We start from the raw sequence: 24,541 nt of genomic DNA, 5'->3' as shown, positions 1-24,541 counted from the left end.
CCGCCAGGAGACGGACTATGACATATCCGATCGTATACGCGCTTGCGCGTAACTGCGTCGCTTCCCCGCTGAATGTCCGAACGGAAAGCGACTCCGACGCCGACGCCGAACTGGAAGCGATGATCGGCCAAGCCGGCTTCGTGCTCCAGAACCTGATTGGCACCGCAATAAAACGCAAGAAGGACAGCTACAGCATTTTCGGCGGCGGCCGGCGTCTCGCGCGGGTTCATGCCCTGATCGAAAAGGGCCAGCTTCCCGAAGACTTCTGCGTGCCGGTTATGGTGATGCCGGACGCGAAAAACGCCATCGAGCTCAGCCTCGCTGAAAACCAGAAGCTGCCGATGACCGCCGCCGATGAATGCACGGCCTTCAAGAATATGATCGAGAAGGAAGGCAAAACCCCCGCGCAGGTTGCCGCGCGGTTCGGCAAGACCGAGCGTTTCGTGCTCGGGCGCGTTCGTCTCGCCGATCTTCACGAGACGATCTTCGAGGCGCTCCGCAAGGGCGACATCACGCTCGAGGTCGCCAAGGCCTATGGCAGCACGTCCGACACCGTTCGTCAGGCCCGTGTGTTCGAGCAGTATCAGGACAGCTATTACGGGGACGACGTCTACACCATCCGGCGCGAGCTCGCCTCCGGCAGCTATCGCGGCGGTGACCCCAAGGCGCTGCTTGTCGGCCGCGAAGCTTATCTCGAAGCGGGCGGACGGATCGACTCCGACCTCTTCTCCGACAGCGCGTCCGAAAACTGGATCGACGGTGACATACTCGACCGGCTGACGGATGAAAAACTCGCGGTCGAAGCCGAGGCTATCCGCGAACGTGAGGGTTTTGGCGAAATCCGTGCGCTGCCGACGACGCGCGTCTCCTACATCGAGCTTGACGGTCTGAGCCCGGTTCGCGGAGAGATTCCGCCACCCACGGCAGAGGATGAAGCGCGCTGCGCCGAGATCGAGGCCGAAATGACCATCATCGGCGAAGCCGCGAACGAAAGCGACGACGGCATCACCGATGATGACGAACAGCGTTATCGCGATCTGGAATCCGAACTCCGTGAAATCCAGAATCGTCCGCCGGTGTTGTCCGATGACCAGAAGGCCTCGGCGCTCGCCTTCGTCGTCCTCGGTGAGGATGGCCAGCCCCGGGTTCATCATCAGGTCTACCGAACCCCCGAAGCGATGAGCGAAACCGATGACTCGGACGATGACCGCGACGATGCGGCTCCTGGCGGAGCATCAGGCAAACCCGCGATCAGCCAGCGGCTTGCTGACGAACTCGCAACGATGAAGGCGGAACTGCTCCGCGTCCATGTCGCCAGCGACCCGCGGTTCGCGCTCGATCTCGGGACGTTCGTGATGGTCGATGCCGCGCAGCGGCGTTACGGGGCGAGCGATCTCGCGAGCGAACTGAGGGCCGATGCGGCGCCGTCGCGCGTCATCGGGTTCGAGAGCGGCACGACGGCGGCCGAGGAATGGGCTAAGCTCGAAGCCGGACTCGATCGGAGCTGGATCGACCCCGATGCCGGTGTCACTGGCCGCTACGATGCCTTCTGTGCGCTTGGTGAGGAAGCACGCGCGGCATGGCTGGGTTGGGCGATCGCCCGTACGATCCACGCCGTGCCCGCCAAGACGACCGGCAGCGATTTCGTCGACCATCTCGGCTGCAAGCTCGGGATCGATGTCGCCGCCTGGTGGCGACCGACCGCGAAGAATTACTTCAAGCGGCTCACCAAGACGACGATCCTCGACCTGTTCGCGGAAATTGGCGGCAGCGAACTCGGCCAACGCTATGGCGCGTCAAAGAAGGATCTCCTTGCATCCTCGGCCGAACAGCTCTTCGCGGGCAACATCATCGTGGAAGCCGACGTCAAGGAAAAGGCGCTCGCCTGGCTTCCCGACGCGATGCGCTTCGAGCATCCCGTCGCTGCGCTGGCGAACGACGATGCCGACCTGGAGCCTGCTGATGCCGCCGAAATAACGTTCGACGACGAAGCGGTCGGTGATGGCGACGAGGACGAACCGATCGCCGACGCGGCCTGACCCGGCAAAGCCGACCTCGATTGGGGCCGTGACCACGCGTCGCGGCCCCTTTTTCATGCCGCCTTCCACCCTGGAGGAGAGGGGGGAGGGCTGTGTGCGGCGGGGGCAGGTGCCCCGGAGCCCGTTCAGGAGATCTTCCATGACCCTTCCGCTTCTCAATCTCGCCGAGACCCCTGATTCCAGCGCCCGGGAAAAGGCCGAGCGTCTTCACGGCGTAGCGCGGGCTCTGCAATCCCGGCTCGCCGACCCGCATTCGGTCACCCGTTCGCTGCTCAAAGGGCTCATGTCGGAGGCGTTCGGCGGATCCGATGCCGACGGACACTGGTCGATGCGCGACGCCTATGATGCGCTCGAAGCGGCGCAGGCTTCGAACATGTTGTCGCTCGGTGAAGACCAGAACCCGGACTGCCCGCCCGAAGATGCCTTCGCAGCCATTCTTGCATTCGAGAAGGCGCTACCAACGCAGACCTATCGCAGCGAGCATCAAGTCGAGATGCAACAGTTCAGCACGCCAGACGCGCTGGGCTGGCTAGCGACACGTGCAGCGGCGATTACGGCCGACGACCATGTGCTCGAACCGTCGGCGGGCATCGGCATGCTCGCCGCCCGCGCGATCGCCACGGGCGCCTCCGTAACGCTCAACGAACGCGATGCCTGCCGCGCCGCACTGCTCGCTCTCGTGACGAACAGCGACGTCACCACACACGATGCCGAATTCATTCACGACCGGCTGCCGCCGGATGTCCGTCCGACCGTCGTCCTGATCAATCCGCCCTTCAGCCGTAGCGAAGGCCGCGGCGAGGATCGCCATGCCGGCGCTCGCCACCTTCGCTCCGCGCTCCTCCGTCTTGCCGACGGCGGACGCTGCGTTGCGATTATGTCGCCGGGATTCGCGCACGACGGCAGCGGTGCCCGCGGCTATGTCTCGGTCGCCGAGATCGGACGTCCGCGCGTTGAGATCACCATTCTCGGCCGCCCGTACGTCAAGCATGGCACCGGCATCGCCGTTCGGCTGATCGTCTTCGACAAGGGCTGGATCGGCGAGACCGAACGCCACACCGTCGACTCGATCGAGGCGGCGCTGCCCATCGTGCTCGCGCTCCCGCCGCGATTGGGATCGTCCGATGAGCCGCCCCCGGCCACCCCGGCGGTGATCCCGTTCCGTCCGGCGCTCAAATCCGGATCGGCATCGCTCTTTTCCGGGCTCGCGAGCCCCAAGGTCATCGCGCCGTCGCGGATCGCCGCGAAGGACGATCGCGCCGAGCCGCTTGCTTACTCGGTTCGCGACGCGCCGCTTCCGGTCGGCGATCCGGTCGGCATCTACGCTCCCTGGCGGCTTGCGCGCATCGATATACCGGGCGCGACGCCGCATCCGGACAATCTCGTGGAATCGCTTGCCATGGCGTCGGTGCTGCCGCCGATCCCGCGATATCGGCCGCTCTTCCAGAAGCGGGCAAGCAGCGCGCTGTCCGACGCCCAACTCGAAGCGATCATCTATGCTGGCGATGCCTTCTCGCGCGACCTGCCGGGCCGATTCGTGCCCAACGAGGCGGGCGACCAACTCCGCGAGGATGCCGACGGGCACGCCTATCGCATGGGTTTCTTCATCGGCGACGGCACCGGCGTCGGCAAGGGCCGCGAGGGCGCCGCTATCATCCGCGACCAGTGGAACTGCGGCAACCGCCGCGCCGTCTGGATATCGAAGGGCGCGACGCTCCTTGAAGACGCGCGCCGCGACTGGACCGCGCTCGGCGGCCTTCCGATCGACATCCAGCCGCTCGATGCCTTTCCGCTTGGGCAGTCGATCGGCATGGCGAGCGGCATCCTCTTCCTCACCTATGCGACGCTCCGCTCGCAGCGTCACGATCAATGCTCACGTCTCCAGCAGATCCTCCAATGGGCGGAAGGCACTTTCGAGGGCGTGATCCTGTTCGACGAATCCCATTCGATGGGCAATGCGGCGGGCACCAAAGACGAATATCGCCAGGCCAAGGGGTCTGAACAGGGATTGGCCGGAGTGCGCCTGCAGAACGCACTGCCGCGCGCCCGGGTGGTCTATGAATCGGCCACCGGCGCCACCAAGCCCGAGAATCTGAGTTATGCCTCGCGGCTCGGGCTTTGGGGGCCCGACACGGCCTTCGTGAACCGCGACGCTTTTCTCGCTGCGATGACCGACGGCGGTATCGCGGCGATGGAAATCGTCGCCCGCGACCTCAAGTCCATGGGTCTCTACACGGCGCGTGCGCTCAGTTTCGCCGGCGTAGAATATGACCCGCTCGAGCATCGGCTGACGCCCGACCAGATAGAGATCTACGATGCCTATGCCGACGCCTGGGCCGTCTTATGGCGAGCTGCGCATAAGATGGCTTATCGCGAGGAAGCGGTAATGCGGAGGAGCGCGGCGTAACCGGCGAATTCCCATGATAGTGTGCGCAGTTGCTGCGCATTATATTGGTTGCGAACCTCGGCGGTCCCTGGACCAGCTGAGGAGGCAATCATGTTGAAGTTGCATGACGAGTTGATCACCGAACTCTCGAATTCGCTCACCACACAGAATTACAATCCCGTGGTCGTGGCGAACCACCGTCTCTACGCCCGCGCGTTTCTCGATTATCTGGCCGAGTGCGATATACAGGTCGAGACTGTGACGCCGCAGCAGGTCGATCAGTATTTTGGCTATGCGGTTCAGGATTTTGAGATCCAGTACGGTCGGCCTCCCAGTGCGCGTTGGCACATGTTGCCCCGCACCGCGATCGCCAAGCTCCTCCGGCTTGCTCAAGGCAATTGGCCCCCGGACGCAGAAATGATCGGTCCCGATGACGAGCATCGACATGAAATTTGCCGCGAATACGAGGCATGGCTGCGCGAGGAGCGCGGTTTGGCAAGCGCGTCCATTGCGGCGCTGATGTGGGAGGCGCGAAACTTCCTGCGATGGCAGTTCGACCGGGCCGGTGCCGCCAGCCTCGAAACGTTGAGCATCGTGGACATCGATCTCTACATGGACATGCGCGCGCCTGGTTTACGGCGCAAATCATTGGCCGATGTCGCTGAGCGTCTCCGTTCGGTGGTTCGCCATCTGCATCGGACGGGTTGCATCCCGACCGATCTGACGCCACACATCATCGGCCCCATGCTCTATGCCTACGAAGATGTGCCGTCGACGCTGGAAAGGAGCCAAATCGCCGCGGTTCTGGCGACAACGCAGGAGGACAGATCGCCACGCGGACTACGCGATTATGCGATACTTCAGCTGCTTGCCACGTATGGGCTGCGCGAAGGTGAGATATGCCGCCTTCGGCTCGATGACGTGGACTGGCGCGCAGAATCCCTCCGGATCTGCCACACCAAGACCAACGCGTACTCGTACATGCCGCTAATGGTGACTGTTGGTGAAGCGCTGCTGGATTATCTGCGCCTTGGGCGGCCCCAGGTTGAAGTGCGGGAAATCTTCGTCCGATCCTGCGCACCCTATATCGCAATGACGAACCTGTACGGCATGATCCGCGGTCGGTTGGCCGCCGCAGGCGTAGTGCCAGCAGGAAAGCGGGGGCCGCATGTCTTCCGCCACGCACGTGCGGTCGAAATGCTGCGGGCATCGGTCCCGCAAAAGATCATCGGCGACGTGCTCGGGCATCGATCCACCGAATCCACCAATACTTATCTCAAACTGGCAACAGATGATCTCCGAGCCGTGGCACTCGAGGTGCCTGGAATGGAGGTGCTGTCATGAGCGCCTGGCACGATCCCGATCGCACCGTCGTCGACGCCTTCCTGGTAAAATCGCAGTTCCGGCCGGGAAGCGTACCGACATATCGCTGGTTCCTTTGCACCTTCGAAGATGTTGCCCGCCGGCATCCGGCGGTGGACCGGCAGATGCTCGACGCCTGGCTGAAGGAGATGCAAAAACGTTGGCGATTGTCGACGCTGCTCAATCAGGTCTGCATTGTCGACCGCTTCCTCGACCACCTCGTCGAAATCGGGCTGATCGCCGACAACCCTGTTGCTGCACTTCGCCGTCGGTACAACGTCAAGCAAAGCAAGCCGATCTGGCGGGCCTTGGCTTCCCCGAATCCCGACGAATCCTTGGCCGCGTTACGACGGCCTGCGCCCTTCGGCAGCGTGCTGGGTGACTTCATGCAAGACCATGTCATGCTGATGCGCAGCCGGGGATATCAATATGAAGCGCAGGCTCACTGGCTGCTGCGGTTCGATCGGTTCCTTCAGGCCCGTCCCGACCTCGCGGAGCAACCACTTGAGGCAATGATTGCGAGCTGGGCGGCTGCCAAGCCGACCCGCAACCACGCGGCTGAATGCCAGAAGCTGGCGCGCATCCTGACCAAGGCGCGGTTCCGCCTCGATCCGACTATCCCGCCAAAGCGCTTCAATCCCCGGCCAGAGCGGGAAGTAGCGCGGGAGCATCGGCAACCGCATATCTTCAGCCCGGCTGACGTTCGGCGTATGCTCGATACCGCACGGACTTATCCGTCGCCGGACGCTCCGCTGCGGCCGTTGACCCTCTACACCATGATCATGCTGGCCTATTGTGCCGGGCTACGGCGAAGCGAGCTGGCATGGCTCGATCTTGGTGACGTGGACCTGCAATCAAGCACGATCACGATCCGGGAAACGAAGTTCTACAAGACCAGGATCTTGCCTCTATCCGACAGTGTCGCGGTCGAACTGCGCGCGTACATCGATGCGAGGCGGCGCGCTGGCGGCCCACAGAACCCGAAATCAGGGCTGTTCTGGCATGCCCACTTAAATGACCGCTACAGGCCCGAGGCGGTTACGACAATGATTACCAACGTCATGCGCCGTGCTGGGCTCAAGCCCGCTTCGGGCCGGACCGGGCCGCGGGTCCATGACCTTCGTCACTCGATGGTGGTGAACCGCATCCTCCAGTGGTACCGGTCCGGCATTAACCCTCAGGAAAAACTGCACTTCCTCTCGACCTACATGGGGCACCGGGATCTCCACTCCACGCTGGTCTACATCACCGTCACGCAGGATCTGTTGCAGGAAGCCAGTGAACGGTTCCGCGCGCTCGGCGCCCCGTGCCTTGTCACGGAGGCGCGGCCATGAGGAAAGGCAATCCATTGCCCGCGTTGTTGCGGGCGTTCTTCCAGGAGTGGCTGGCCGAGCAGCGCAGCGCGTCAATCCACACGATCCGCTCTTATCGCGACACCTGGCGGCTGCTGCTTCGGTTCGTCGCGGAGCGAAAAGGCTGCGGGGTCGCGCGGCTGACGCTCACCGACGTCTCGGCCGGCGAGGTGCGCGCGTTCCTTCATCATACCGAGCATGGCCGCAAGACCACGATCGGCACGCGGAACTGCCGACTGGCCGCCATCCGCAGCTTCTTCAGCTTCGTGGCGGACAAGAATCCGGAATACATCGCGCAGTGCTCAGAGGTCCTGGCTGTTCCGTTGAAGCGGGAGCCCACCTCCGCGCCGTGCTACCTCGAGCCCGAGGAGGTCGAGGCCATCCTCGCCCAGCCCAACCGATCGACACTCGAAGGGCTGCGCGACCATGTACTGCTCTCGTTCCTCTATAACAGTGGCGCGCGAATCCAAGAGGCGCTTGACCTCTGTCCCGAAGCAATCCGGTTCGATGCACCGAACTTCGTGCGTCTTTACGGCAAGGGGCGCAAGGAACGCATCTGCCCGCTCTGGCCAGAAACCGTGGCATTGCTCAGGAAGCTACTGGAGCGACAGCCGCGTGCGCCCGATGAGCGGATCTTCGTCAATCGATACGGTGAACCGCTAGGGGCGTCAGGGGTGCGGTTCAAGCTCAACGCCTACGTGGAACAAGCCGCGAAATCGACGCTGACCCTCCAGTCAAAACACGTTACGCCTCACAGCTTCCGGCACGCGACCGCCGTCCACCTCGTTGCCGCCGGAGTCGATATCACCGTCATCCGCAGTTGGCTCGGGCACGTCAGTCTCGATACGACCAATCACTATGCTCAGGCCAATCTGGAGACCAAACGAAAGGCGCTGGAACAGGTTGGCGCCCCGGCGGCGAGCAACGTGCCACCTTCGTGGAAGCGAGATGCCAATCTGATGGGATGGCTCGACACCCTATAGAATAATGTGAAGGACGTGGCGAAATGTTCCGCAGCTTTGCAGGACTACGCCGCGTTCCTCCGCATTACCGCTTCCTCGCGATAAGCGATCGTTCACCAGAACCTCGACGAGGTGCTGAAGGCGTCGAACATTGTCGACCGCATGTCGGGCGAGACGATGAATGCCATGGCCAAGGGATCGGCGCTCAGCCGGTTCGAGAGCGCCAAGCAGCGCTTCTTCTCCCAAGTGCTGATCGCGATGAAAATGCCGACCGTCGTTCGTTCGATCGAGGAGGAGCTGGCAGCAGGCCATGTCGCCGTCGTGCAATTGACCAGCACGGCCGAGGCGATCCTCGAGCGCCGCCTTGCGGGCCTTTCGCCGGACGAACGCGCCAACCTCGCGATCGACGTCTCGCCGCTCGATACGCTGATCGATTATCTGAAGACAGCCTTCCCGACGCGTCAGATGCGCGCCTTTCGCTCATCCGACGGAGCATTGCGCTCCGAGCCGATGCACGATGGCGACGGCAATGCTGTCCTCTGCCAGGAAGCGGTCGAGGCGCGCGATAATCTGGTCGAAAGCCTCTGTTCGATGCCGCCGGTCCCGGCCGCGCTCGACTTCCTTATCGCGCATTTCGGAACCGACGCGGTCGCAGAAGTCACTGGCCGCAGCCGTCGCGTTGTCATTGACGGGCAAGGCCGACAGAAGCTCGAGCGCCGCAGCGCCAGTTCCAATATCGCCGAGACCGACGCCTTCATGTCAGGACGCAAGCCGATCCTCGTCTTCTCGGAAGCGGGCGGCACCGGGCGCTCCTATCACGCCGACCTGGATTGTCCGACCGCGAACAAGCGGCGCATCCATTTCCTGCTCGAACCGGGCTGGCGCGCCGACATCGCGATCCAGGGTCTCGGCCGCACGCATCGGACGTACCAGTGGAAGCCGCCGGTGTTCCGGCCGGTCACGACTACCTGCAAGGGCGAACGCCGCTTCATCAGCACCATCGCGCGCCGTCTCGATACCCTCGGCGCGCTCGCGCGCGGCCAGCGTCAGACCGGCGGCCAGAATCTATTCGACCCCGCGGATAATCTCGAAAGCAGCTATGCTCGCGAAGCGCTGACCCAATGGTATCATCTGCTCCATGCCGGCAAGCTCGCGAGCATCGGTCTCGAGAAGTTCCAGATTATCACGGGCCTGAAGCTCGTCGACGAGAATGGAACCCTGCTCGACAAGCTGCCGCCGATCCAGCGCTGGCTGAACCGCATCCTCGCGCTACGCATCGCGACCCAGGATGCCATTTTCGAGGAATATATGGGGCTCATCCAGGCCCGCGTCGACGCCGCTCGCGAGGCCGGCACGCTTGATCTTGGCGTCGAGGCGATCCGCGCCGAGCGTATCGTCGAGCTCTCGCAGCAGGTGCTGAGGGAGGATCCGGTATCCGGCGCCGAGACCCGGCTGCTCCGCCTCGAGCTTCACCTCAAACCGCGCGTCACGGGGTGGGCGCGCCTTGACAAGATCTGGGGCGGTTCCGCGGATGGCCGGTCTCTGCGGAACAGCCGTTCCGGGCGCGTCGCCCTTTGCGTTCCGTCCTGGTCGATCACCGACGACGACGGGAGGCCCGTCAAGATGATGGAGCTTGTCCGCCCGACAGGTTCGAACCGCATCCAGCTTGCCGGGCTCGCGCACACGCACTGGGAGGAGATCGACCGCAAGAGCTTCCAGAGCTTCTGGGAAGCCGAAGTGACCGAGGCGCTCGACAAGGTCGATATCGAGACGATCAGTGTCGCAACGGGTCTCCTGCTCCCCGTCTGGAACAAACTGCCGCAGGACGACGTTCGTGTCTGGCGGATCGACGACGCGGCGGGGACGTCGATCCTCGGCCGCATCGTCATGCCCGGGGCGATCGAGAAGCTGCAATCGGCTTTCGGCCTCACTTCCTCGATCATGCTCACGCCTGGCGAACTGATCGAGGCTGCCCGGCATGGCGACGGCGCCTTGATCCCTGGGCTGCACGGCGCACGTCTCGTGTCGGCGATGGTGAACGACAGCCGCCGGATCGAGATCCGGGACTTCCGGCCTCAGGACCGCGAATGGCTGAAAGCGCGCGGCGCGTTCAGCGAGGTGATTGCATACAAGACCCGGCTCTTCCTCCCGGCGGGAAAGGCCGATGAAATCCTGAGCACCATCATCGCCGAGCCGCCACAGTGAAATCGAACCTCTCATAGGGAGAGGGTCATGTCGCGGGCCTATGGGCAGGTCGACCGGCAGTTCGTCGACGGTTTCGACACCGCGATGCCCGTGCTGGAAGCCGGGCGAGCATGCCGCCCGCGACCTTGCCGACCGATTGCACCATATTCGAGCTTCTCGACGAGGGGGGACTTGCTGAACTTGGCTCGTCAAACGCGGAACCTACGCGCCTCCATGCTCGCCCCGCGAAAGCAATTCTCCGGAGGAGGGAAGGGGGTGGAGCGGGGAGTGGCGGCGGAATTGTCTGCCGACCACCAAGAAGATGGAGGTTCCCATGGCAGACCGGGCATCCGCCATGATCCGGATCGGCGGCACGATTTCTCGCAATCTGATACCCGCGCTTCTCGAAGCTATCGAATGCGATGGCGGGAAAGCCGATTGGGAAGGGAATTCGATCGAGTTTTCCCATATTGCCGACGGGCATATCCTGGAGGTTTGTGCCTATGAACTGATCGGCGGTCAGTTCGAATGTGTCGAAGCCTTCTGCTGCAATCACGGCATCGCCTTCGTTCGGCGCTCGGACGCGTGTTCCGGCGCATTCGGACCCGAGCGCGCGGTTCATACGGGCGATCGGGCGCCCCGACACTACGAGGTAAATGACGCTGACCAGATCGTCCTCAATCAACGAGAGCTGAACGACCTTGGTTCGATCGCTGCGGCGAACGCCTGGTTTCAAGCGGGCGATTTCGCTCTGCCGCCCTTGTCCATCGGAACCCGCGAAAGCCCGTCCTTGTGCCGGGAGAATGGCGATGGCTGAACATTATCTCGAGGCAAGCTTCAGCTTCGCCTGCACAGATGCCGAGCTGGCGCTGCTCAAGGAGATATTCGGGGCGGCCAGCGACATGATGAGCGGTATCGTCGCACCGGCGCCAAGCCCGAAAATCCTCGAACTCTTTCCTCCTGAAGACGAAGATGATCTGTGGAGCGGCCTTGGCACGATATTCTGCGATGCGTATTTTCCCGATTTCGGTGCCCGTTTCGAGGCGGGAACTGCGTCGATCGACGGGGTCGGTCAGATCGCGCATATCTATGGCACGCCAACCTTCCAGCCCGACCCGGTCGCAACGGTCATCCATCGGTGCTGCGCCGAATCCCTTCTTCGCGCCGCTATCGGTTTCGAATGGTCGGAAAGCTGCTCCAAACCTCGCGAGGGCGAGTTTGGCGGCGGCTGGTGCGCCATCTTCGCGGATCGCATCGAGATGCATTCGACAAGCGAGGCCTTGTCGGCGGCGCTCGGGCAGTCCGCGCCGAGCGACCCGCCTCACCTGGAACGTGATGCCTGGACCGAGTATCCAGCCCACCCGCTCGCGGATTGGAAATACCAGATCGCGAACGACGACACACGCCTTGGCTATCGGGACTGGATTGCGGCGCGCGTGCTTGGCGAGCCGCACGATACTGCCGGGGACACCGACGCGACCTCGCCTGTCCCGGAGGCGCCCGGACTCTACCTGCATCTCTATCACGGCCGCAAGGATCCCGACGAAAATCTTGAAGACTGGGGGAGCGAAGGACCGGTGATCGGCCCGCTCGCCTATGTGCACACGACCTATATGTGCGACGTCAAGTTCGCGGCGGCTCCCGATGTCATGGACCGATTCTTCCCGGCGGTCATGGCCGAATGGTGCGCACGCGGATTGTCCAACGTCGCGGGTCCGCTCTGTGATTGGCGCCTGACCATCTTCGACGACTATGTCGAATATGACGGCATCTACTATGGCGACTGGACCGTGTTCGCCGCCACGCCCAGTGAGGTCGATGAGCGGTTCGCCAAGGTGGCGAAGGCGGCGTGATGGCGCACATCGTCAAAGGCTAGGCCCTCTGCCAGAAACCGGGCTGCACAATGTCCCGGCACCGCGATCCCATTCTCGAGGTTGTCTGCCCCAACTGCCACGCCGCGGTAGGTGTCGGCTGCCGCCGGCCGAGTGGGCATAGCGGGCCATTCGTCGAATTTCACACCTCGCGCGACATCCTCGCTGACCGCGAGGGCAAGTATGGACCGTGCCCGCTCGGGCTCTGCGGTCTCGGCTGCGTTTCGCCTCAACTGGGCCTGCCGCTGTTCGATTGAACCGCGGCGCCGCCAATCGGAGAGGTTTCCGCAATGCCCGAAATCATCCCCATCACCGTCTATCAGTTCGACGAACTGGACGAGCGCGCTAAGGACAAGGCGCGCGACTGGTATCGTCAGGGCGCCTTCGACCATGACTGGTACGACTTCGTCTTCAGCGACTTCGAGGCGATCTGCGACATCCTCGGTATCACGCTTCGCACCAACCCGGTTTCCCATGTCGGAGGCACAAAGCGCGAAGAGCCGCAGATATTCTTCACGGGCTTTGCCAGCCAGGGAGACGGCGCCAGCTTTGCCGGCAGCTACGCCTATCGGCCCAGATCATCGAAAGCCATCCGGGTCTACGCGCCGCAGGATGCCAGGCTTCACCAGATCGCCGATGCGCTTCGCTACATCCAGCGCCAGCATTTCTACCGGCTCAGCGCCGATATTCGCCACCGCGGTCGCTATTACCATGAATATTGCATGGACATCGCGGTCGAGCGCGAAGGGATCGCCTTCGGTTCCCCCGCGGAAGAAACCATCATCGAAGCACTGCGCGACCTTGCCCGCTGGCTCTATCGGCGCCTCGAAAGCGAATTCGAGTATCTGACGTCCGAGCAGGCCGTAGATGAGGCGATAACCGCCAACGGATACACCTTCGTGGAGAATGGCAAGCCGTTCGGCTGACCACGTCTTTCCTTGCCTCGCTGATGGGCGTCGATGGCAAGACGGTCACGTTCTGCACCGCCTGAGGGCTGCTCAAGGCGAACCGGCGCGGTACCGACCAAACGAGCGCGCACCACGCCATCTGACTGCCGGTCGGGAGGGAAGGGGGTGGGAACGGGGCGAGCCGGTCAGTGATTTCGGTCCGGCTCGACGTTCCACTCTTGCCGGAGATTTCCCATGACCAATCTTGTCCCCGCTGCCGACCGTCCGGTCGGCGGCGCCTATCGCGTCGATATCTCCCGCGGCCGCAACATCGGCCGCGTTTCGTCCGAATGGTTCTCGCGTCCCGACGACGAGCGCTTCCTCTCGCTGACCGATCTCTATGATGTCGTTCGCGCCCGCGCCGACCGGGCAACCACGCGCGTCGTCGACAGCAAGGCGATCCGTGTCGAGGCGCGGAGCGATAGCCCCGAGCGACTCTCGCTGATGGTCCCCGACGAAGAGCGGCCCGTTGCGCCGACGAACTGGGCATTCGGACAGCTTTGCAGCCTCGTCGGCGCGCCCGCGTCCTATCTTCGCGAGCTTCCGGCTGCGCTTGCCGGCATCAATCTTCAGCACGGCCTCGTCGCGCACCGCGGCGAGCAGGTGAAACTGCTGCAGACCGACGACGGGCGGACCGAACTTCGCGCCGCGACCGGGCCCGAATATGGCCGTATCTGGGATTATGAGCTCGTGGAAGCGGTGATGAAGATCGCCGGCGACGGCATCGGGCAAACGCGGTGGAAGGTCCCCGGCGTGCTCGACTGGTCGAGCATGCACTATAATCCTTATGTCGACGTCACACGCGACACGACGACGCTTTATGCCTCCGACCGCGACGTCTTCATCTTCCTGGTCGATGACACGCACCCGATCGAGGCGGGCAAGCTACCCAATGGCGATCCCGATCTCTATTTCCGCGGCTTCTACTGCTGGAACTCCGAGGTCGGCGCGAAGACGCTCGGCATGGCGACCTTCTATCTGCGCGCCGTGTGCATGAACCGCAACCTCTGGGGCGTCGAGAATTTCGAGGAGGTGAAGATCCGCCACTCGAAATTCGCAGCCAACCGCTTCGCCCATGAAGCAGCGCCCGCGCTCGAGCATTTCGCGGACTCTTCGCCGATGCCATTCCTGAGCGGCATCAAGACCGCGCGCGAGCGCATCGTCGCCCGCAAGGATGAGGACCGCGAGACGTTCCTGCGCAAACGCGGCTTCTCGAAGGCCGAAACCGCAAAGATCGTCGCGACGGTGCTCAATGAAGAGGGCCGCCCGCCTGAGACGATCTATGATTTCGTGCAGGGCATCACGGCCTTTGCGCGCACCAGGACCAACCAGGACAGCCGGCTCGAAGTCGAGGGCAAGGCCCGCAAGCTTCTCGAAACCGCCCACTGACGTCCGAAGCCGCCGGTTCGTTCGATCCGGCGGCTTCCTTCCCATGGAGACCCGCCATGACCGATGCGCGCTACCGCTTGCTCGATACGATGCAGGACCTCATGTCCAACTATCTCCTCGACGAATGCCCCAACGATGTGACGTGGGAAGATTTTGACCCTGACATCGATGGGCTGCGTTCGAGCGTCGCGGACCTCATCGACAGGCATTGCCGAGGCGCGGTCTCAACCGCCGTCGTCGCTACCTACCTTGTCGATGTCGCATTTTTCAGCGGCGACGATTGCTTTGCGAGCGCAGTCTATACGATCGATGCTTCGACACCCGAGGGGGCGGAGCACCACGCGCTGTCGATGTCGCTCGACTGCATTTACAACGACCCGCGCATTCCGGACCTCTCGCGCGCCGCGACCGCGAGGCCGATGGACGATCCCGACGCGCCGATATGATTGTCGATCGGTCCCCACGATGGCGCGAACGGCGCTGTCGCTGGCTACCGAATGCGACGAATATCGGCCCAGGCTCCCTTTCCGTGGACGTCATCGACACGCGCCGACAGGCCTCATCCTTCGTGAAGGTCATCACTTCGCGAGATCAATGCCGGACGCCCGGCATGTCCCTTCTTGCTTTGGGAGCATGACCATTGCCGAAACGGTTCCGACGATGTTGAATCCATTCCAGCGAATTTGCGCCGTCGCATACGGTGAAGGCGACTTTGCCCACATCGAAAGCATCGAGGAGACCCACGATTTGGGCGATCCGCTCTTTGCCTTTCTCATGGCTGAGCTAGCATCGAGCGAGGGCTGTGATTGCCGGAAAGAAGCGCTGCGCCGCCTAGAAATGGCTGCAGCTGATATTCGCTGCGTTATCGACGCGATCGATCAAACGATTGTCATTTGATCGATCCAGCATGCCCAAGCGCCGTAGTTCGCCGAGTGCCGGCGCAGGCTCACATCAGCCGAACAGGATTATATCATGTCTGACATTGGCATCCGCGCCTTGGCGCAACTGCTCGCTCGTGCCCGTGCCGCCATCGAAACGCCGGCCGACCTCGATGACGCTGCCCGCGCCGCGGTGATCGAGGATATCGCTGCGTTCGAGGATTGCCTTGCGCGGGGATTGATTCCGTGGGGCTTCGACATCCACATCGGTTCAATCGATCATAAGCATGGCACCAACCATTATGCCGCGCTGACTCAGAAAGCCTTGATGGCGGAAGTCGCCGAATATTGCCGCGAGTGGTGGTCCGATATCGAAGATGGGCGCGATCCGGCGACGCTCGACGATCAAACGATCGCGGACATCTATTTCGATGATCATCCGAGCGAGAATCTCAAGACTGACCGCGTCCATATCGATCCGCTACTCGCCGACATGCAGACACTGGGCCCCGAAACCGGGCACTATTGCGTCATTGCCACGGCGCATCTGTCGACTGCGACGGCAGCCATGCTTGATGAATGGTGCGCGGCGGCAACCTCCGACCGGCCGATCAATGTTGCGAGTACCATATACGGATGGTTCGTTCCGGCGCGCGAGGTGGATGAGCCGGCGCAGGCCAAGCTACCGGCCGATCTTCTTGCCGCGATGAGATTTGCTCGTGCACATGGCTTCGACCATATCCTGTTCGACTGCGACGCTGGCAGCGTCGAGGCATTGCCGAAGCATGACTGGTGAAGCCGGTCCTTGGTATGTTTGGCGTAATTCCCATTAAGCCTGCGACCGCGCATCGAGCATTTCCAGCCGATCGGCGGCAAGCTCCGCGACATTGGCCTGGATCACATGGCCGCGATTGCGCAGGATTTCGCCGAGATCCCTGACCATCGTGATCAGATCGCCGGTCGCAAGCGGGCCATCGAGCGCGCGCAATAGATGGCGTTCTTCCTCGTCCAGTTCGCGCATCGTCATTCTCCGCGGGACGCAATTTTGGGCAGGCACGTAATCTAGCACATTCGGACGATCGTCGGCTGCGCAAATTCTCCTCTCGGCGATGAATTGCAGCGCCACGACGTGCACTGCACGAACCCGAGCCCGAGGGGCGCCCGCTCGCTTGCCTCCCGCTCGCCATCGATCGACAGATGTGGAACATCGCGGCTGCGGGCACTTGGGGTGCCTTCAATATCCCTGCGAAATGGGAGGAGAGAGGGAAGGACAGGGGCGGGCGCAATAGGCGTCCGGAGAAGGAACCTGTCCCATGTCATACGATATCGCGTTCCGCTTCCAGCAGGCGCTCGATCCTTCGGCACTCTCGACGCTGCCGGCCTGTCTCCACGCGCTGATCGCGGCGATCAAGGATTGCCGAAATGCCGGCAATCCCGACGAAACCGATCCCGCAGTACTGTTGCTCGCGCGGCATCTCGGTGCCGTTGCGGGCGCCACGGGCGGCGGCGACACCGCGCTTCGGCGCGCCTGCTTGGACCGCATCGCCGACATGCGCGGCAAATCCGCACTCGTGGTGCTGGCGCATAGGGGTGTCAGCTACGACGAGCAGGCAAAGAAGCTCTTCCATAGCGACGGCCGAAAGGCCCTGAAGCGGCTTGCCGAGGCCCTTTGCATGGAGGACGGCACCTATGATCTTCGATCGATCAAGGGCGGTATTGCCGTCAGCGGCGAGATCATCCTTCATACCGAGGAAATCTATGTCCAGCTCCGGCTTGGCATCGGATCCGGCCGTGAAGTGATGTTCCGCCGCGTCGCCGGGCGGAAGGATTATTGCGGCGACCGCAACCACTGGGCCGCGGTCGGCGAACTGCTCGAGCCTGACCGCCTCGCCGCGCGCATCCGGCGCGAACTGCACCTCGCCGAACCCGGAACGCCGCCGATGCGGCTGGTCGCTTGAGGAGAACGTCGATGAAAGTCATTGTCTCGCGTTCCCGCATCGCGGGGGCGCTGCCCCATTATGTCTATCGCGCGCTGGTTCCGGCCGAGGGTGTTGCGGTGGAGCGTATCGCGAGCGCCGGCACCGTTCACGCGCCCGGGGTCGCCGGTCGTATTGCTTGCATTCGGATCGCTCCGCTCATTGCGCCCGAGCGCTACCTCGCGATGCGCCCTGTCGAGCGGACGGCGCTTGCCTCGCGCGTCGGGGCAGTCGGACGCCGGATCGAGTGGCTGATCATTCGCACCTTCTTCCGGGAGATGACCGCGGACTCGTTACCGATCGTCTTCCAGCTCGATCCTGATCCGGGCGACGCCTGCGTCTGGGCCGACCTCGACGACCTAACCGGCATCTTTGATGCCGTCGAACCTGGGTTCGCAAGCCTCTCAGCTATCGACCTCGGTCTGCGTCAGCGCGACAGCCTCCGGGCTGCCTGATTGCCGTCATCGACGAGCCGCCCAAGGCGCCTGCCCTGGGCATAGTTACTTCACCCCAGCAGAAAGGGCCTGCGATGACGGTCATCGGACATAATGACATCCGGAAAGTCGAGAACTTCGACAGATATGAGATTCTCGCGCACCCGCTTCCCCATCGTGATAACCGCATTTTCTATCCGGCGGAACCCGATGGTTTTGGCGCCGTCACCTATGCCTCGCACGATGTGATGATTGCGAGGCCGACCGGGATCGGTAGCAAGGGCCGGCTCGCCATACTGATGCACCATGGCGGCGGTCGCCACGCTCTCGAATTCTACGAAAGCACCTTGCCCATCGCCTCGGCGCTGCTCGCGCTTCCGGAACGCGAGCAATATGCGCTCGCCTATACGATCTTCGAGCAAGCGGACGAATGCTCCGCCGGAGCGCGTGCCGCCGAGGCGCAACGATGGGCTGAGGCCTATGCTGAGGGCCGCATCCGGAAACGGCGTCGCGGGCGCGCGCGGCAAATCTATGTCGAAACCGCGGCCGAGAAGGCACTTCGCTCCGCCTGAAGCCTGAGCCGCCCGCACTCAATCGCTCGCGACCGATCGTCATCGGCCGGGAGGAAAGGAGGCGGGGACGTGCGGCGGCAATGAGGCTGCCGCGCAACCGGAGTATTCCCATGACGCTTCCCGCTCAAATCCGCCCTTCCGTCGGCGAGCAGCTTATCACTAAGGTGTCGCGCCTCTTCAACGGGACGATCACCGACGTTCTCAACGAGCTGTTCCAGAATGCCCGCCGTGCCGGTGCGCAGCGAATCGCCGTCGATCTCGGCGAGCATGAAGGCAATCCAGCCCTCTTTATTGCAGACGACGGCACCGGCATCGATGATCCCGCCGCCTTCGTGACGCTGGGCCGCTCTGACTGGAGCGACCAGATCGCACGGCGGGAAGACCCTGCCGGAATGGGTGTGTTCAGCCTCGCCGGCAAGCGCGTTACTGTGCGATCCTTCTCGAGAGCCGCCAATGCCGGATGGACGGTCACGTTTCCCAAGGACGGTTGGCAGGGCGAAAATCCCCTAACGGTCGAAGCCTACGAGGTCCGCAAAGGCACACAGCTCGTCATTGCCATGCCCGCCGAATGGTTGCCCAATCTCCAATCGCGGGTCGAAGCAGCGGCGAAGCATTTCCCGTTGCCCGTCGAATTTCAGGGCGCAGTCTTGCCGCGCGAGGATTTCCTCAAGGGCGCCTGCCGGATCGAAGAGTGGCATGGCTGCCGGATCGGAATCTTCAGCGATTCCTATGACATCGCGAGCGATCCGCGCATCAATTTTCATGGCATCAAGGTTCCCTGCCGCATGCCCGCCATCGGGGAAATCGACGCACGGCGGAAATGGACGGTCCGGATCGACATCGTCGACGCGCCCTCGCTCCAGCTCGTTTTGCCCGCGCGCAAGGAGATGGTCGAGAATGCCGCACTCGCCGATCTGCGGGTTGAAGTGCAGGCGGCCATTTTCCGGACCATCGCGCTCAAAGGCCAACATCGCCTGTCGTTCAAGGACTGGAAGCGCGCTACCGAGCTCGGCGTTGGCCTTCCCGAAGCCAGCCCGTGGCTCTGTGCATGGCGCCCGCGAACCGCGGACGGCAATGCCTACGTCGAGGACGAGCGCGTCGAAGCTGTCCCAATGATCCTGATCCCCAGGCACGAGGCCGATATCGAACAATGCGCGGCGAAGGTGTTGACCGAGGAGAAGCTCGGCTTCCGACCTGTCTTCGCTGAAGACAAATTTGCCGGCTATCGATGGTATGATGTGCTTCCGCGCGTCCCCCGCCTGTCCTTTGCGGTCGAACGGGAGGGCGAACTGTTCCACTATGCCGACGACGACCAGATGCTCGATCATGTTGAATCGGGCTGGGTGACTGCGATCACCCTTAATGTTCCGATAGTTCGCTGCGCCGGGCTCGATGAACCCGCCGCCACGCTTCGCCTTCCCGTCGATATGCTCGTCTGCGCGAACGCGAGCAGCCATATCGGCGAAGCACATGTTTTTGTCCGGGAGGGCGCAATCGTCACGCCGCAGGCGCTCGCGCAGCTGATCGAGGATGCGGTCTTCACTTATGACGAGGATTGCGATAGCGACAGCTGGGGCAGGCAGCATGACGATTTCATCCGCGATGCGCGTAACCTGGCGAACAAGCTCCTCCTCGGAAAGGACGAGGCGCTTCTGGAACAGATCCGATCGGCCTTCCGCGACGATGTCCAATGGCTGATCCCCGAGGGTCGAACACTCACCCTCAAGGCCGATGTCGCCAAGGTTCTAATCGATCTGGCAGTCGCTGATCCTGAAACCGAGCCCACCGCTGCATAGCATTCGGACCATGACAGGCTGGCGACCTTGCGTCCGCTTCTACCCTTACCCCCACAGCCGGAGTGATCCATGACCGCCCTGTCACCCCTTCGGACGCGGCTCGCCTCGTTCGACCACGCCTATGCCGTTGCGATTCAGCTCCGCGGCGCGACCGGTCGTGGTCAATTCATCGTGTGCACCGGCAAGCCGATTCAGCCATTTCGTGTCTCTCCGACATTGCCGCCGCTAGGTGAACATCTGCTGGTCTGGGTAGCCTGAAGCCGACATTCCCTGGGCACACATTTGGTGTAGGTGCCATTTATGTCGGGTCAACGACGTCACAAGAGGCATGTCGGTCCGTCAGATTCCTAAGCCAAGCGTCGAGACGTCGAGCTTCGATGGAATTTGGTCGGGAATGCGCCTTATTCTGTTGAAAAACTATCCACACGGCTTTGGGCGCCTCGACACAAGTAAAAATATTAGCACATTTCTAATTGCTACATAACTTTGGATCGCCAATTGGGTTCTTATTATATGTTTATTACGGAAGAGGCATGGATGAGGTGCGTCGTCCGAGTTTTTCAACAGAATACGCCTAATCGCGGTCATTCGAGAAATCAGCGGGCCTGCCCATAAGCTGTCGTTCGTTTACCCCCGCGAGGATGGCAGCTACGCGCCTGATGCCGGTCGTTTATCCGATTTGGACCATCGCTTTAAAGCTGCCATGACGACCGGCCAGCTAGGTCTGCCGAGTGACAAGTTGAGTTGGTAGCATTGCGGATCGGGGCCTGCTACCGTCCAGCGCTTGCATCAGTTTCTCCACCAGTAACGCGCCTGCGACTCCGGTCTGCTGGGCGATGGTCGTGATCGACGGAGTAAAATGCGCCGCGGGCGGAATGTCGTTGTAGCCGACGAGCGAATAGTCGCGCGGGGTCAAATGCCCCTCTTTGCTGAAAGCGCCGATAACCGCCATCGCTGCGGTATCGGAAAAGGCGAAGACTGCGTCGGGGCGGACGGTACAGGTTTTCAGATAGGCGTTGGCCTGGTCGTGAATCGCGGAAAAAGCCATGGACTCGATCGACAGAACATCGATCTCGACATCCGAATTTTCGCGGGCTGCTTCCTGCAGCCCTTCAAAGCGCAGGCGGATTTCCTCGTGCTGGCGGCTTCCGACGAACAGCCAGCGGCGGCGATCATGCAAAAGGAAGCGTTCACCGGCCAGGCGTCCTCCAAGGCTGTTATCGCTTCCGACCGCGCAGTAGGCGCTCGCTTCATTGACCGCTCCCCAGACCACCATGGGAATATCCTTGCGGGCGACCTTTTGCAGCAGCGCGTCGCGCGCGCCTTGGCCGAGCACGATGAAGCCGTCGGCACCGCGCGACTGGTAAAGATCGACAAAGCCGTCGATCGTGTCCAGCCCCGACGGCGATAGCAGCAGGTCGAGATCGCGGACCGACAGGGCCTCGGAAATCCCGGCGAGCAACTCGAAAATGAAAGGGTCGCCGATCGCGCCTTGCCGATGCGATCCGAAGTCGAGCACGACCGCGATCGCATTGGCGCGTTCGCGCCGCAATTTCTGGGCATGACGGTTGAGCGCATATCCTTGCTCGCGTGCGACCGCCAGCACACGCTCGCGTGTATCCGCGCTGACCAGCGGGCTTCCGCTCAACACCCGTGACACCGTCGGCTTTGAAACTTTTGCAATGCGCGCGACGTCGTCCATCGTCGGCCGGGTTGTGCGCGGCATCGTGGTCGTATCGCTGCTTTTTTGCGCCATTCTGCGTTCATATGGCAGCTGCAGGCCCTGCGCAATCGCCAATAGTCGCCATTATGAAACTTTGTATTGAAATGCATTTCATAAAAACCTATCAAATTGCGCGAACGGGCGATATGGTCCGTCATGGGGAGGATGATCGATGGCAATCTCGCGCAAATTTTTGACGTCGCTTTGCTGGGGCGTGGCACCGTTGGCACTCGCTGCCAATCCGTCGTCGGCCGCAGCGCAGGATGCGCCGCAAGCTGACTCGGCGGGCGGCGGGCTTGAAGAGATCATTGTTACCGCTCGCCGCTTCGAGGAGCGCGCGCAGCAGGTGCCGATCGCGATCACCGCGTTCAGTCAGGACGGCTTGCGCGAGAAGGGGGTCAACACCGGCACCGACCTTCAGAACTATACGCCGTCACTGTCGGTGCTCGGTGATGTCGCTCGCAACCAGGAAACCTATTCGATCCGCGGCATGGGGGGCAATGGGGGACCGGGGACCGGGAGCGGCCCGGGTGTCGTCGGCTATTTCGCCGAAGTGCCGACGAGCGTCAGCGGACCGGGCAGCTTCTACGATCTTGCTTCGCTGCAGGTGCTGAAGGGACCGCAGGGGACGTTGTTCGGCCGCAACACGACGGGCGGCGCGGTGCTGCTCGAACCAGCGCGCCCGAAGATGGGCGTGGTCGAAGGCTATGCTGATTTGACGCTTGGCAATTATAATCGCCGCAGCGGGCAGGGCGCGCTCAACATTCCGCTGGTCGATGACGTGCTGGCGATTCGCGTCGCCGGGCAGTTCGACAAGCGCGATGGCTATGTCCGCGATGCCGTCACGGGTTTCGACTATCTCAACCGCAACAACTACAGCCTGCGCTTCGGGCTGCAGTTCAACCCGACCGACACGATCCGCAGCTATACTGCGGTCAGCTATGTCGATGTGAAGGAGCATGGCGGCGGCAGCATCCTGCTCGCGGTCAATCCGGCACGTCCCTACGCGGCCCTGCTGCAGCCCTACCTGCTGGCGCAGCAGGCGCGAGGTGTGCGCGAGACGGCGCTCAGCGTCCCGACCCGCGAAGTCGCGAAGGCTTTTCTTGCGCTCAACAATACGGAGTTCGATCTTTCGGACACGCTCACACTGAAGAATATCTTCAGCTATGCCCGCACCCGCTCGACGAGCGCGACCGATCGCGATTCGACGCCGTTGCCGATCGCCGATCTGCTCGGCGCCTACCCCGGCAGCTATAACAACAATCTCCGCACGATTACCGAAGAGCTCCAACTGCGTTACGACGATGGCACCTTGCGCATCCAGGCCGGCGGCTTTTTCCTCGACCAGAAGACACCGTCGCCGCTGACCTTCCAGACCGTCAACCCGATGCAGCAACTCGGCCTGCTCGGCGGCGGACCGCTGATCCTGCCGCCCGCGCTGCAGGCCGCGCTCGGCTTGCCGACGCCGCTCGCGCCGGCGCTCAGCCTGCAACCCACCGCGCATGTCGACGGGCGGAGCAAGGCGGTCTATGCGCAGATGCAATATAAGCTGACCCCCGATCTTACCGCCACGGCCGGCTTTCGCTGGACTTGGGATCGTTTCGGCGGCGACATCCAAGCCTATCAGGATCCGCAAAGCTATCAGATATTCAACCAGCTTGCCACGCTCGGGGTGATCACTCCGGCGCAAGCGGCGCAGGTGGTCGGCCTGAATGCCAATCTTTGCGTATACGACGCGTTCAAGGCGGTGGCGGCGGGCGGCTTCCCGACGCTCTATTATCCGAACTGCACAACACCGACGTTCAAGGGCAAGAGCGACGGGCCGACCTGGCAGCTCGGTCTCGACTGGCAGGCAAACCCCGATACATTGCTTTATGCCGTGTCGCGGCGCGGCTACAAGTCGGGTGCCAGCAACCCGATCGTATCGCTGTTCCTCGGCGAGGAGCATCCGCTGTTCGCGGTCCGCCCCGAGCAGGTGACCGATCTCGAACTCGGCGTGAAGAAGGATTGGAACCTCGGCGGCGACGCGCGGGCGCGCACGAACATATCCGCCTTCTATACCTGGTACAACGACATCCAGGTGATCCAGCGCGCATCGATCGCGGGCTCCGACATATTGACCAACGCCAAGAAGGCGCGGGTCATGGGGCTCGAGTTCGAAGGACAGCTCGTGCCGGTGCGCGGTCTGACATTCAGCGCGGTCTATTCCTACAATTCGGCAAAATATCTCGAATATGACTCGATCGCGATCCCGGCGATCCCACAGGCGTTGACCGCGGCGCAGCCGAGCCGCGACCTGTCGGGTACCCCCTTCTCCTTCGTGCCGAAGCACAAGTTCAGTCTCAACGGACGGATCGACCTGCCGTCGGTCGAGGGCGTGGGCGAAATGGCGTTCAACGCCAACTGGACCTACCAGTCGAGCCAGCGGGTGACCCCGGAGGCACAGCCTTTCGACACGATCGCGGGCTATGGCCTCGTCAACCTGCGCTTCGAGTGGAACAACATGTTCGGTGCGCCCATCGACGCCGCGATCTATGGCACCAACATCTTCGACAAGGAATATCGCGTCACCGCGAACCCGGGCTATAATAATTCGGGTTTCATCAACTCGATCTACGGAGAGCCGGCGCAATATGGCGTGCAGCTTCGCTATCGTTTCTGAGCGCACGG

Annotated in this window: 22 protein-coding genes; 20 read left to right on the top strand and 2 right to left on the bottom strand. The window is 62.5% G+C overall.

The window, feature by feature from the left end:
* Positions 1 to 17 precede the first annotated feature (17 nt).
* The 14 genes from AN936_RS14685 to AN936_RS25535 all read left to right on the top strand — a co-directional run bounded on the left by AN936_RS14685 (position 18) and on the right by AN936_RS25535 (position 16,166).
* Positions 18 to 2,039, top strand: a complete 2,022-nt coding sequence (locus AN936_RS14685) for a ParB/RepB/Spo0J family partition protein (RefSeq protein WP_054588748.1) — start codon at positions 18 to 20, stop codon at positions 2,037 to 2,039.
* Positions 2,040 to 2,178: 139 nt separating this feature from the next.
* Entirely contained in the window at positions 2,179 to 4,446 is a 2,268-nt protein-coding gene (locus AN936_RS14680; RefSeq protein ID WP_054588747.1) for a strawberry notch-like NTP hydrolase domain-containing protein, read from the top strand.
* Between the two features lie 90 nt (positions 4,447 to 4,536).
* A complete protein-coding gene (locus AN936_RS14675; RefSeq protein ID WP_015449381.1) occupies positions 4,537 to 5,769 on the top strand; it encodes a site-specific integrase in 1,233 nt (410 codons plus the stop codon).
* The gene (locus AN936_RS14670) at positions 5,766 to 7,121 is read left to right on the top strand and encodes a tyrosine-type recombinase/integrase (RefSeq protein ID WP_009823940.1); all 1,356 of its coding nucleotides are present in this window, start codon (positions 5,766 to 5,768) and stop codon (positions 7,119 to 7,121) included. Before AN936_RS14675 ends, AN936_RS14670 begins: the two co-directional genes overlap by 4 nt.
* Complete coding sequence (locus AN936_RS14665) at positions 7,118 to 8,122, top strand: site-specific integrase (protein WP_009823939.1); 1,005 nt, start codon at positions 7,118 to 7,120, stop codon at positions 8,120 to 8,122. Before AN936_RS14670 ends, AN936_RS14665 begins: the two co-directional genes overlap by 4 nt.
* Positions 8,123 to 8,278: 156 nt before the next feature.
* Positions 8,279 to 10,306, top strand: coding sequence for a strawberry notch C-terminal domain-containing protein (locus AN936_RS14660; protein WP_335337314.1), 2,028 nt, complete (start codon positions 8,279 to 8,281; stop codon positions 10,304 to 10,306).
* Positions 10,307 to 10,619: 313 nt separating this feature from the next.
* The gene (locus tag AN936_RS14655) at positions 10,620 to 11,102 is read left to right on the top strand and encodes a hypothetical protein (protein ID WP_054588746.1); all 483 of its coding nucleotides are present in this window, start codon (positions 10,620 to 10,622) and stop codon (positions 11,100 to 11,102) included.
* Entirely contained in the window at positions 11,095 to 12,138 is a 1,044-nt protein-coding gene (locus AN936_RS14650; protein WP_054588745.1) for a hypothetical protein, read from the top strand. Before AN936_RS14655 ends, AN936_RS14650 begins: the two co-directional genes overlap by 8 nt.
* 50 nt (positions 12,139 to 12,188) lie before the next feature.
* Entirely contained in the window at positions 12,189 to 12,413 is a 225-nt protein-coding gene (locus tag AN936_RS25920) for a zinc finger domain-containing protein (RefSeq protein ID WP_420496811.1), read from the top strand.
* Positions 12,414 to 12,446: 33 nt separating this feature from the next.
* On the top strand, positions 12,447 to 13,082 hold the full coding sequence (locus tag AN936_RS14645) for a hypothetical protein (protein ID WP_054588744.1): 636 nt from the start codon (positions 12,447 to 12,449) through the stop codon (positions 13,080 to 13,082).
* Between the two features lie 216 nt (positions 13,083 to 13,298).
* Positions 13,299 to 14,492, top strand: a complete 1,194-nt coding sequence (locus AN936_RS14640; RefSeq protein WP_054588743.1) for a hypothetical protein — start codon at positions 13,299 to 13,301, stop codon at positions 14,490 to 14,492.
* Positions 14,493 to 14,548: 56 nt separating this feature from the next.
* The gene (locus AN936_RS25540) at positions 14,549 to 14,938 is read left to right on the top strand and encodes a hypothetical protein (protein WP_234715582.1); all 390 of its coding nucleotides are present in this window, start codon (positions 14,549 to 14,551) and stop codon (positions 14,936 to 14,938) included.
* A 187-nt stretch (positions 14,939 to 15,125) separates the two neighbouring features.
* Entirely contained in the window at positions 15,126 to 15,389 is a 264-nt protein-coding gene (locus AN936_RS14630) for a hypothetical protein (RefSeq protein WP_058804208.1), read from the top strand.
* Between the two features lie 75 nt (positions 15,390 to 15,464).
* Positions 15,465 to 16,166, top strand: a complete 702-nt coding sequence (locus AN936_RS25535; protein ID WP_234715581.1) for a hypothetical protein — start codon at positions 15,465 to 15,467, stop codon at positions 16,164 to 16,166.
* 33 nt (positions 16,167 to 16,199) lie between these two features.
* Here AN936_RS25535 and AN936_RS14620 read toward each other — a convergent pair whose 3' ends face one another.
* Positions 16,200 to 16,391: a hypothetical protein gene (locus AN936_RS14620; protein ID WP_054588741.1), complete on the bottom strand. Its 192-nt coding sequence runs from the start codon at positions 16,389 to 16,391 to the stop codon at positions 16,200 to 16,202.
* Between the two features lie 292 nt (positions 16,392 to 16,683).
* On the opposite strand from AN936_RS14620, the gene AN936_RS14615 reads away from it, so the two are divergent.
* From AN936_RS14615 to AN936_RS24240, 5 genes are all read left to right on the top strand, one after another.
* A complete protein-coding gene (locus AN936_RS14615) occupies positions 16,684 to 17,328 on the top strand; it encodes a hypothetical protein (protein WP_054588740.1) in 645 nt (214 codons plus the stop codon).
* An 11-nt stretch (positions 17,329 to 17,339) separates the two neighbouring features.
* Positions 17,340 to 17,801, top strand: coding sequence for a hypothetical protein (locus AN936_RS14610; protein WP_054588739.1), 462 nt, complete (start codon positions 17,340 to 17,342; stop codon positions 17,799 to 17,801).
* Between the two features lie 74 nt (positions 17,802 to 17,875).
* Complete coding sequence (locus AN936_RS14605) at positions 17,876 to 18,352, top strand: hypothetical protein (protein WP_054588738.1); 477 nt, start codon at positions 17,876 to 17,878, stop codon at positions 18,350 to 18,352.
* Positions 18,353 to 18,462: 110 nt separating this feature from the next.
* Positions 18,463 to 20,148 carry a sensor histidine kinase gene (locus AN936_RS14600; RefSeq protein ID WP_054588737.1) on the top strand — a complete coding sequence of 562 codons (1,686 nt, stop codon included), beginning with the start codon at positions 18,463 to 18,465 and terminating at the stop codon, positions 20,146 to 20,148.
* Positions 20,149 to 20,217: 69 nt separating this feature from the next.
* Positions 20,218 to 20,406 carry a hypothetical protein gene (locus AN936_RS24240; protein ID WP_082665232.1) on the top strand — a complete coding sequence of 63 codons (189 nt, stop codon included), beginning with the start codon at positions 20,218 to 20,220 and terminating at the stop codon, positions 20,404 to 20,406.
* A gap of 460 nt (positions 20,407 to 20,866) precedes the next feature.
* On the opposite strand, the gene AN936_RS14595 is transcribed toward AN936_RS24240, so the two are convergent.
* Positions 20,867 to 21,904, bottom strand: coding sequence for a LacI family DNA-binding transcriptional regulator (locus tag AN936_RS14595; RefSeq protein WP_234715580.1), 1,038 nt, complete (start codon positions 21,902 to 21,904; stop codon positions 20,867 to 20,869).
* A gap of 139 nt (positions 21,905 to 22,043) precedes the next feature.
* Between AN936_RS14595 and AN936_RS14590 the strand changes: the two genes are divergently transcribed.
* Positions 22,044 to 24,533, top strand: coding sequence for a TonB-dependent receptor (locus AN936_RS14590; protein ID WP_082665233.1), 2,490 nt, complete (start codon positions 22,044 to 22,046; stop codon positions 24,531 to 24,533).
* The last annotated feature ends 8 nt before the right edge of the window (positions 24,534 to 24,541 follow it).

This window comes from Sphingopyxis macrogoltabida (genome assembly GCF_001307295.1).
In the GTDB taxonomy this organism is placed as follows: domain Bacteria; phylum Pseudomonadota; class Alphaproteobacteria; order Sphingomonadales; family Sphingomonadaceae; genus Sphingopyxis; species Sphingopyxis macrogoltabida_B.
Note: the sequence above shows the minus strand (reverse complement) of the source record. Positions and strands in the feature narration are given on the sequence as shown.

Coding starts and splice junctions, on each gene's coding strand:
- AN936_RS14685 (WP_054588748.1), top strand. CDS start 18: ATGACATATCCGATCGTATACGCGCTTGCGCGTAACTGCGTCGCTTCC.
- AN936_RS14680 (WP_054588747.1), top strand. CDS start 2,179: ATGACCCTTCCGCTTCTCAATCTCGCCGAGACCCCTGATTCCAGCGCC.
- AN936_RS14675 (WP_015449381.1), top strand. CDS start 4,537: ATGTTGAAGTTGCATGACGAGTTGATCACCGAACTCTCGAATTCGCTC.
- AN936_RS14670 (WP_009823940.1), top strand. CDS start 5,766: ATGAGCGCCTGGCACGATCCCGATCGCACCGTCGTCGACGCCTTCCTG.
- AN936_RS14665 (WP_009823939.1), top strand. CDS start 7,118: ATGAGGAAAGGCAATCCATTGCCCGCGTTGTTGCGGGCGTTCTTCCAG.
- AN936_RS14660 (WP_335337314.1), top strand. CDS start 8,279: ATGAATGCCATGGCCAAGGGATCGGCGCTCAGCCGGTTCGAGAGCGCC.
- AN936_RS14655 (WP_054588746.1), top strand. CDS start 10,620: ATGGCAGACCGGGCATCCGCCATGATCCGGATCGGCGGCACGATTTCT.
- AN936_RS14650 (WP_054588745.1), top strand. CDS start 11,095: ATGGCTGAACATTATCTCGAGGCAAGCTTCAGCTTCGCCTGCACAGAT.
- AN936_RS25920 (WP_420496811.1), top strand. CDS start 12,189: ATGTCCCGGCACCGCGATCCCATTCTCGAGGTTGTCTGCCCCAACTGC.
- AN936_RS14645 (WP_054588744.1), top strand. CDS start 12,447: ATGCCCGAAATCATCCCCATCACCGTCTATCAGTTCGACGAACTGGAC.
- AN936_RS14640 (WP_054588743.1), top strand. CDS start 13,299: ATGACCAATCTTGTCCCCGCTGCCGACCGTCCGGTCGGCGGCGCCTAT.
- AN936_RS25540 (WP_234715582.1), top strand. CDS start 14,549: ATGACCGATGCGCGCTACCGCTTGCTCGATACGATGCAGGACCTCATG.
- AN936_RS14630 (WP_058804208.1), top strand. CDS start 15,126: ATGACCATTGCCGAAACGGTTCCGACGATGTTGAATCCATTCCAGCGA.
- AN936_RS25535 (WP_234715581.1), top strand. CDS start 15,465: ATGTCTGACATTGGCATCCGCGCCTTGGCGCAACTGCTCGCTCGTGCC.
- AN936_RS14620 (WP_054588741.1), bottom strand. CDS start 16,391: ATGCGCGAACTGGACGAGGAAGAACGCCATCTATTGCGCGCGCTCGAT.
- AN936_RS14615 (WP_054588740.1), top strand. CDS start 16,684: ATGTCATACGATATCGCGTTCCGCTTCCAGCAGGCGCTCGATCCTTCG.
- AN936_RS14610 (WP_054588739.1), top strand. CDS start 17,340: ATGAAAGTCATTGTCTCGCGTTCCCGCATCGCGGGGGCGCTGCCCCAT.
- AN936_RS14605 (WP_054588738.1), top strand. CDS start 17,876: ATGACGGTCATCGGACATAATGACATCCGGAAAGTCGAGAACTTCGAC.
- AN936_RS14600 (WP_054588737.1), top strand. CDS start 18,463: ATGACGCTTCCCGCTCAAATCCGCCCTTCCGTCGGCGAGCAGCTTATC.
- AN936_RS24240 (WP_082665232.1), top strand. CDS start 20,218: ATGACCGCCCTGTCACCCCTTCGGACGCGGCTCGCCTCGTTCGACCAC.
- AN936_RS14595 (WP_234715580.1), bottom strand. CDS start 21,904: ATGGCGCAAAAAAGCAGCGATACGACCACGATGCCGCGCACAACCCGG.
- AN936_RS14590 (WP_082665233.1), top strand. CDS start 22,044: ATGGCAATCTCGCGCAAATTTTTGACGTCGCTTTGCTGGGGCGTGGCA.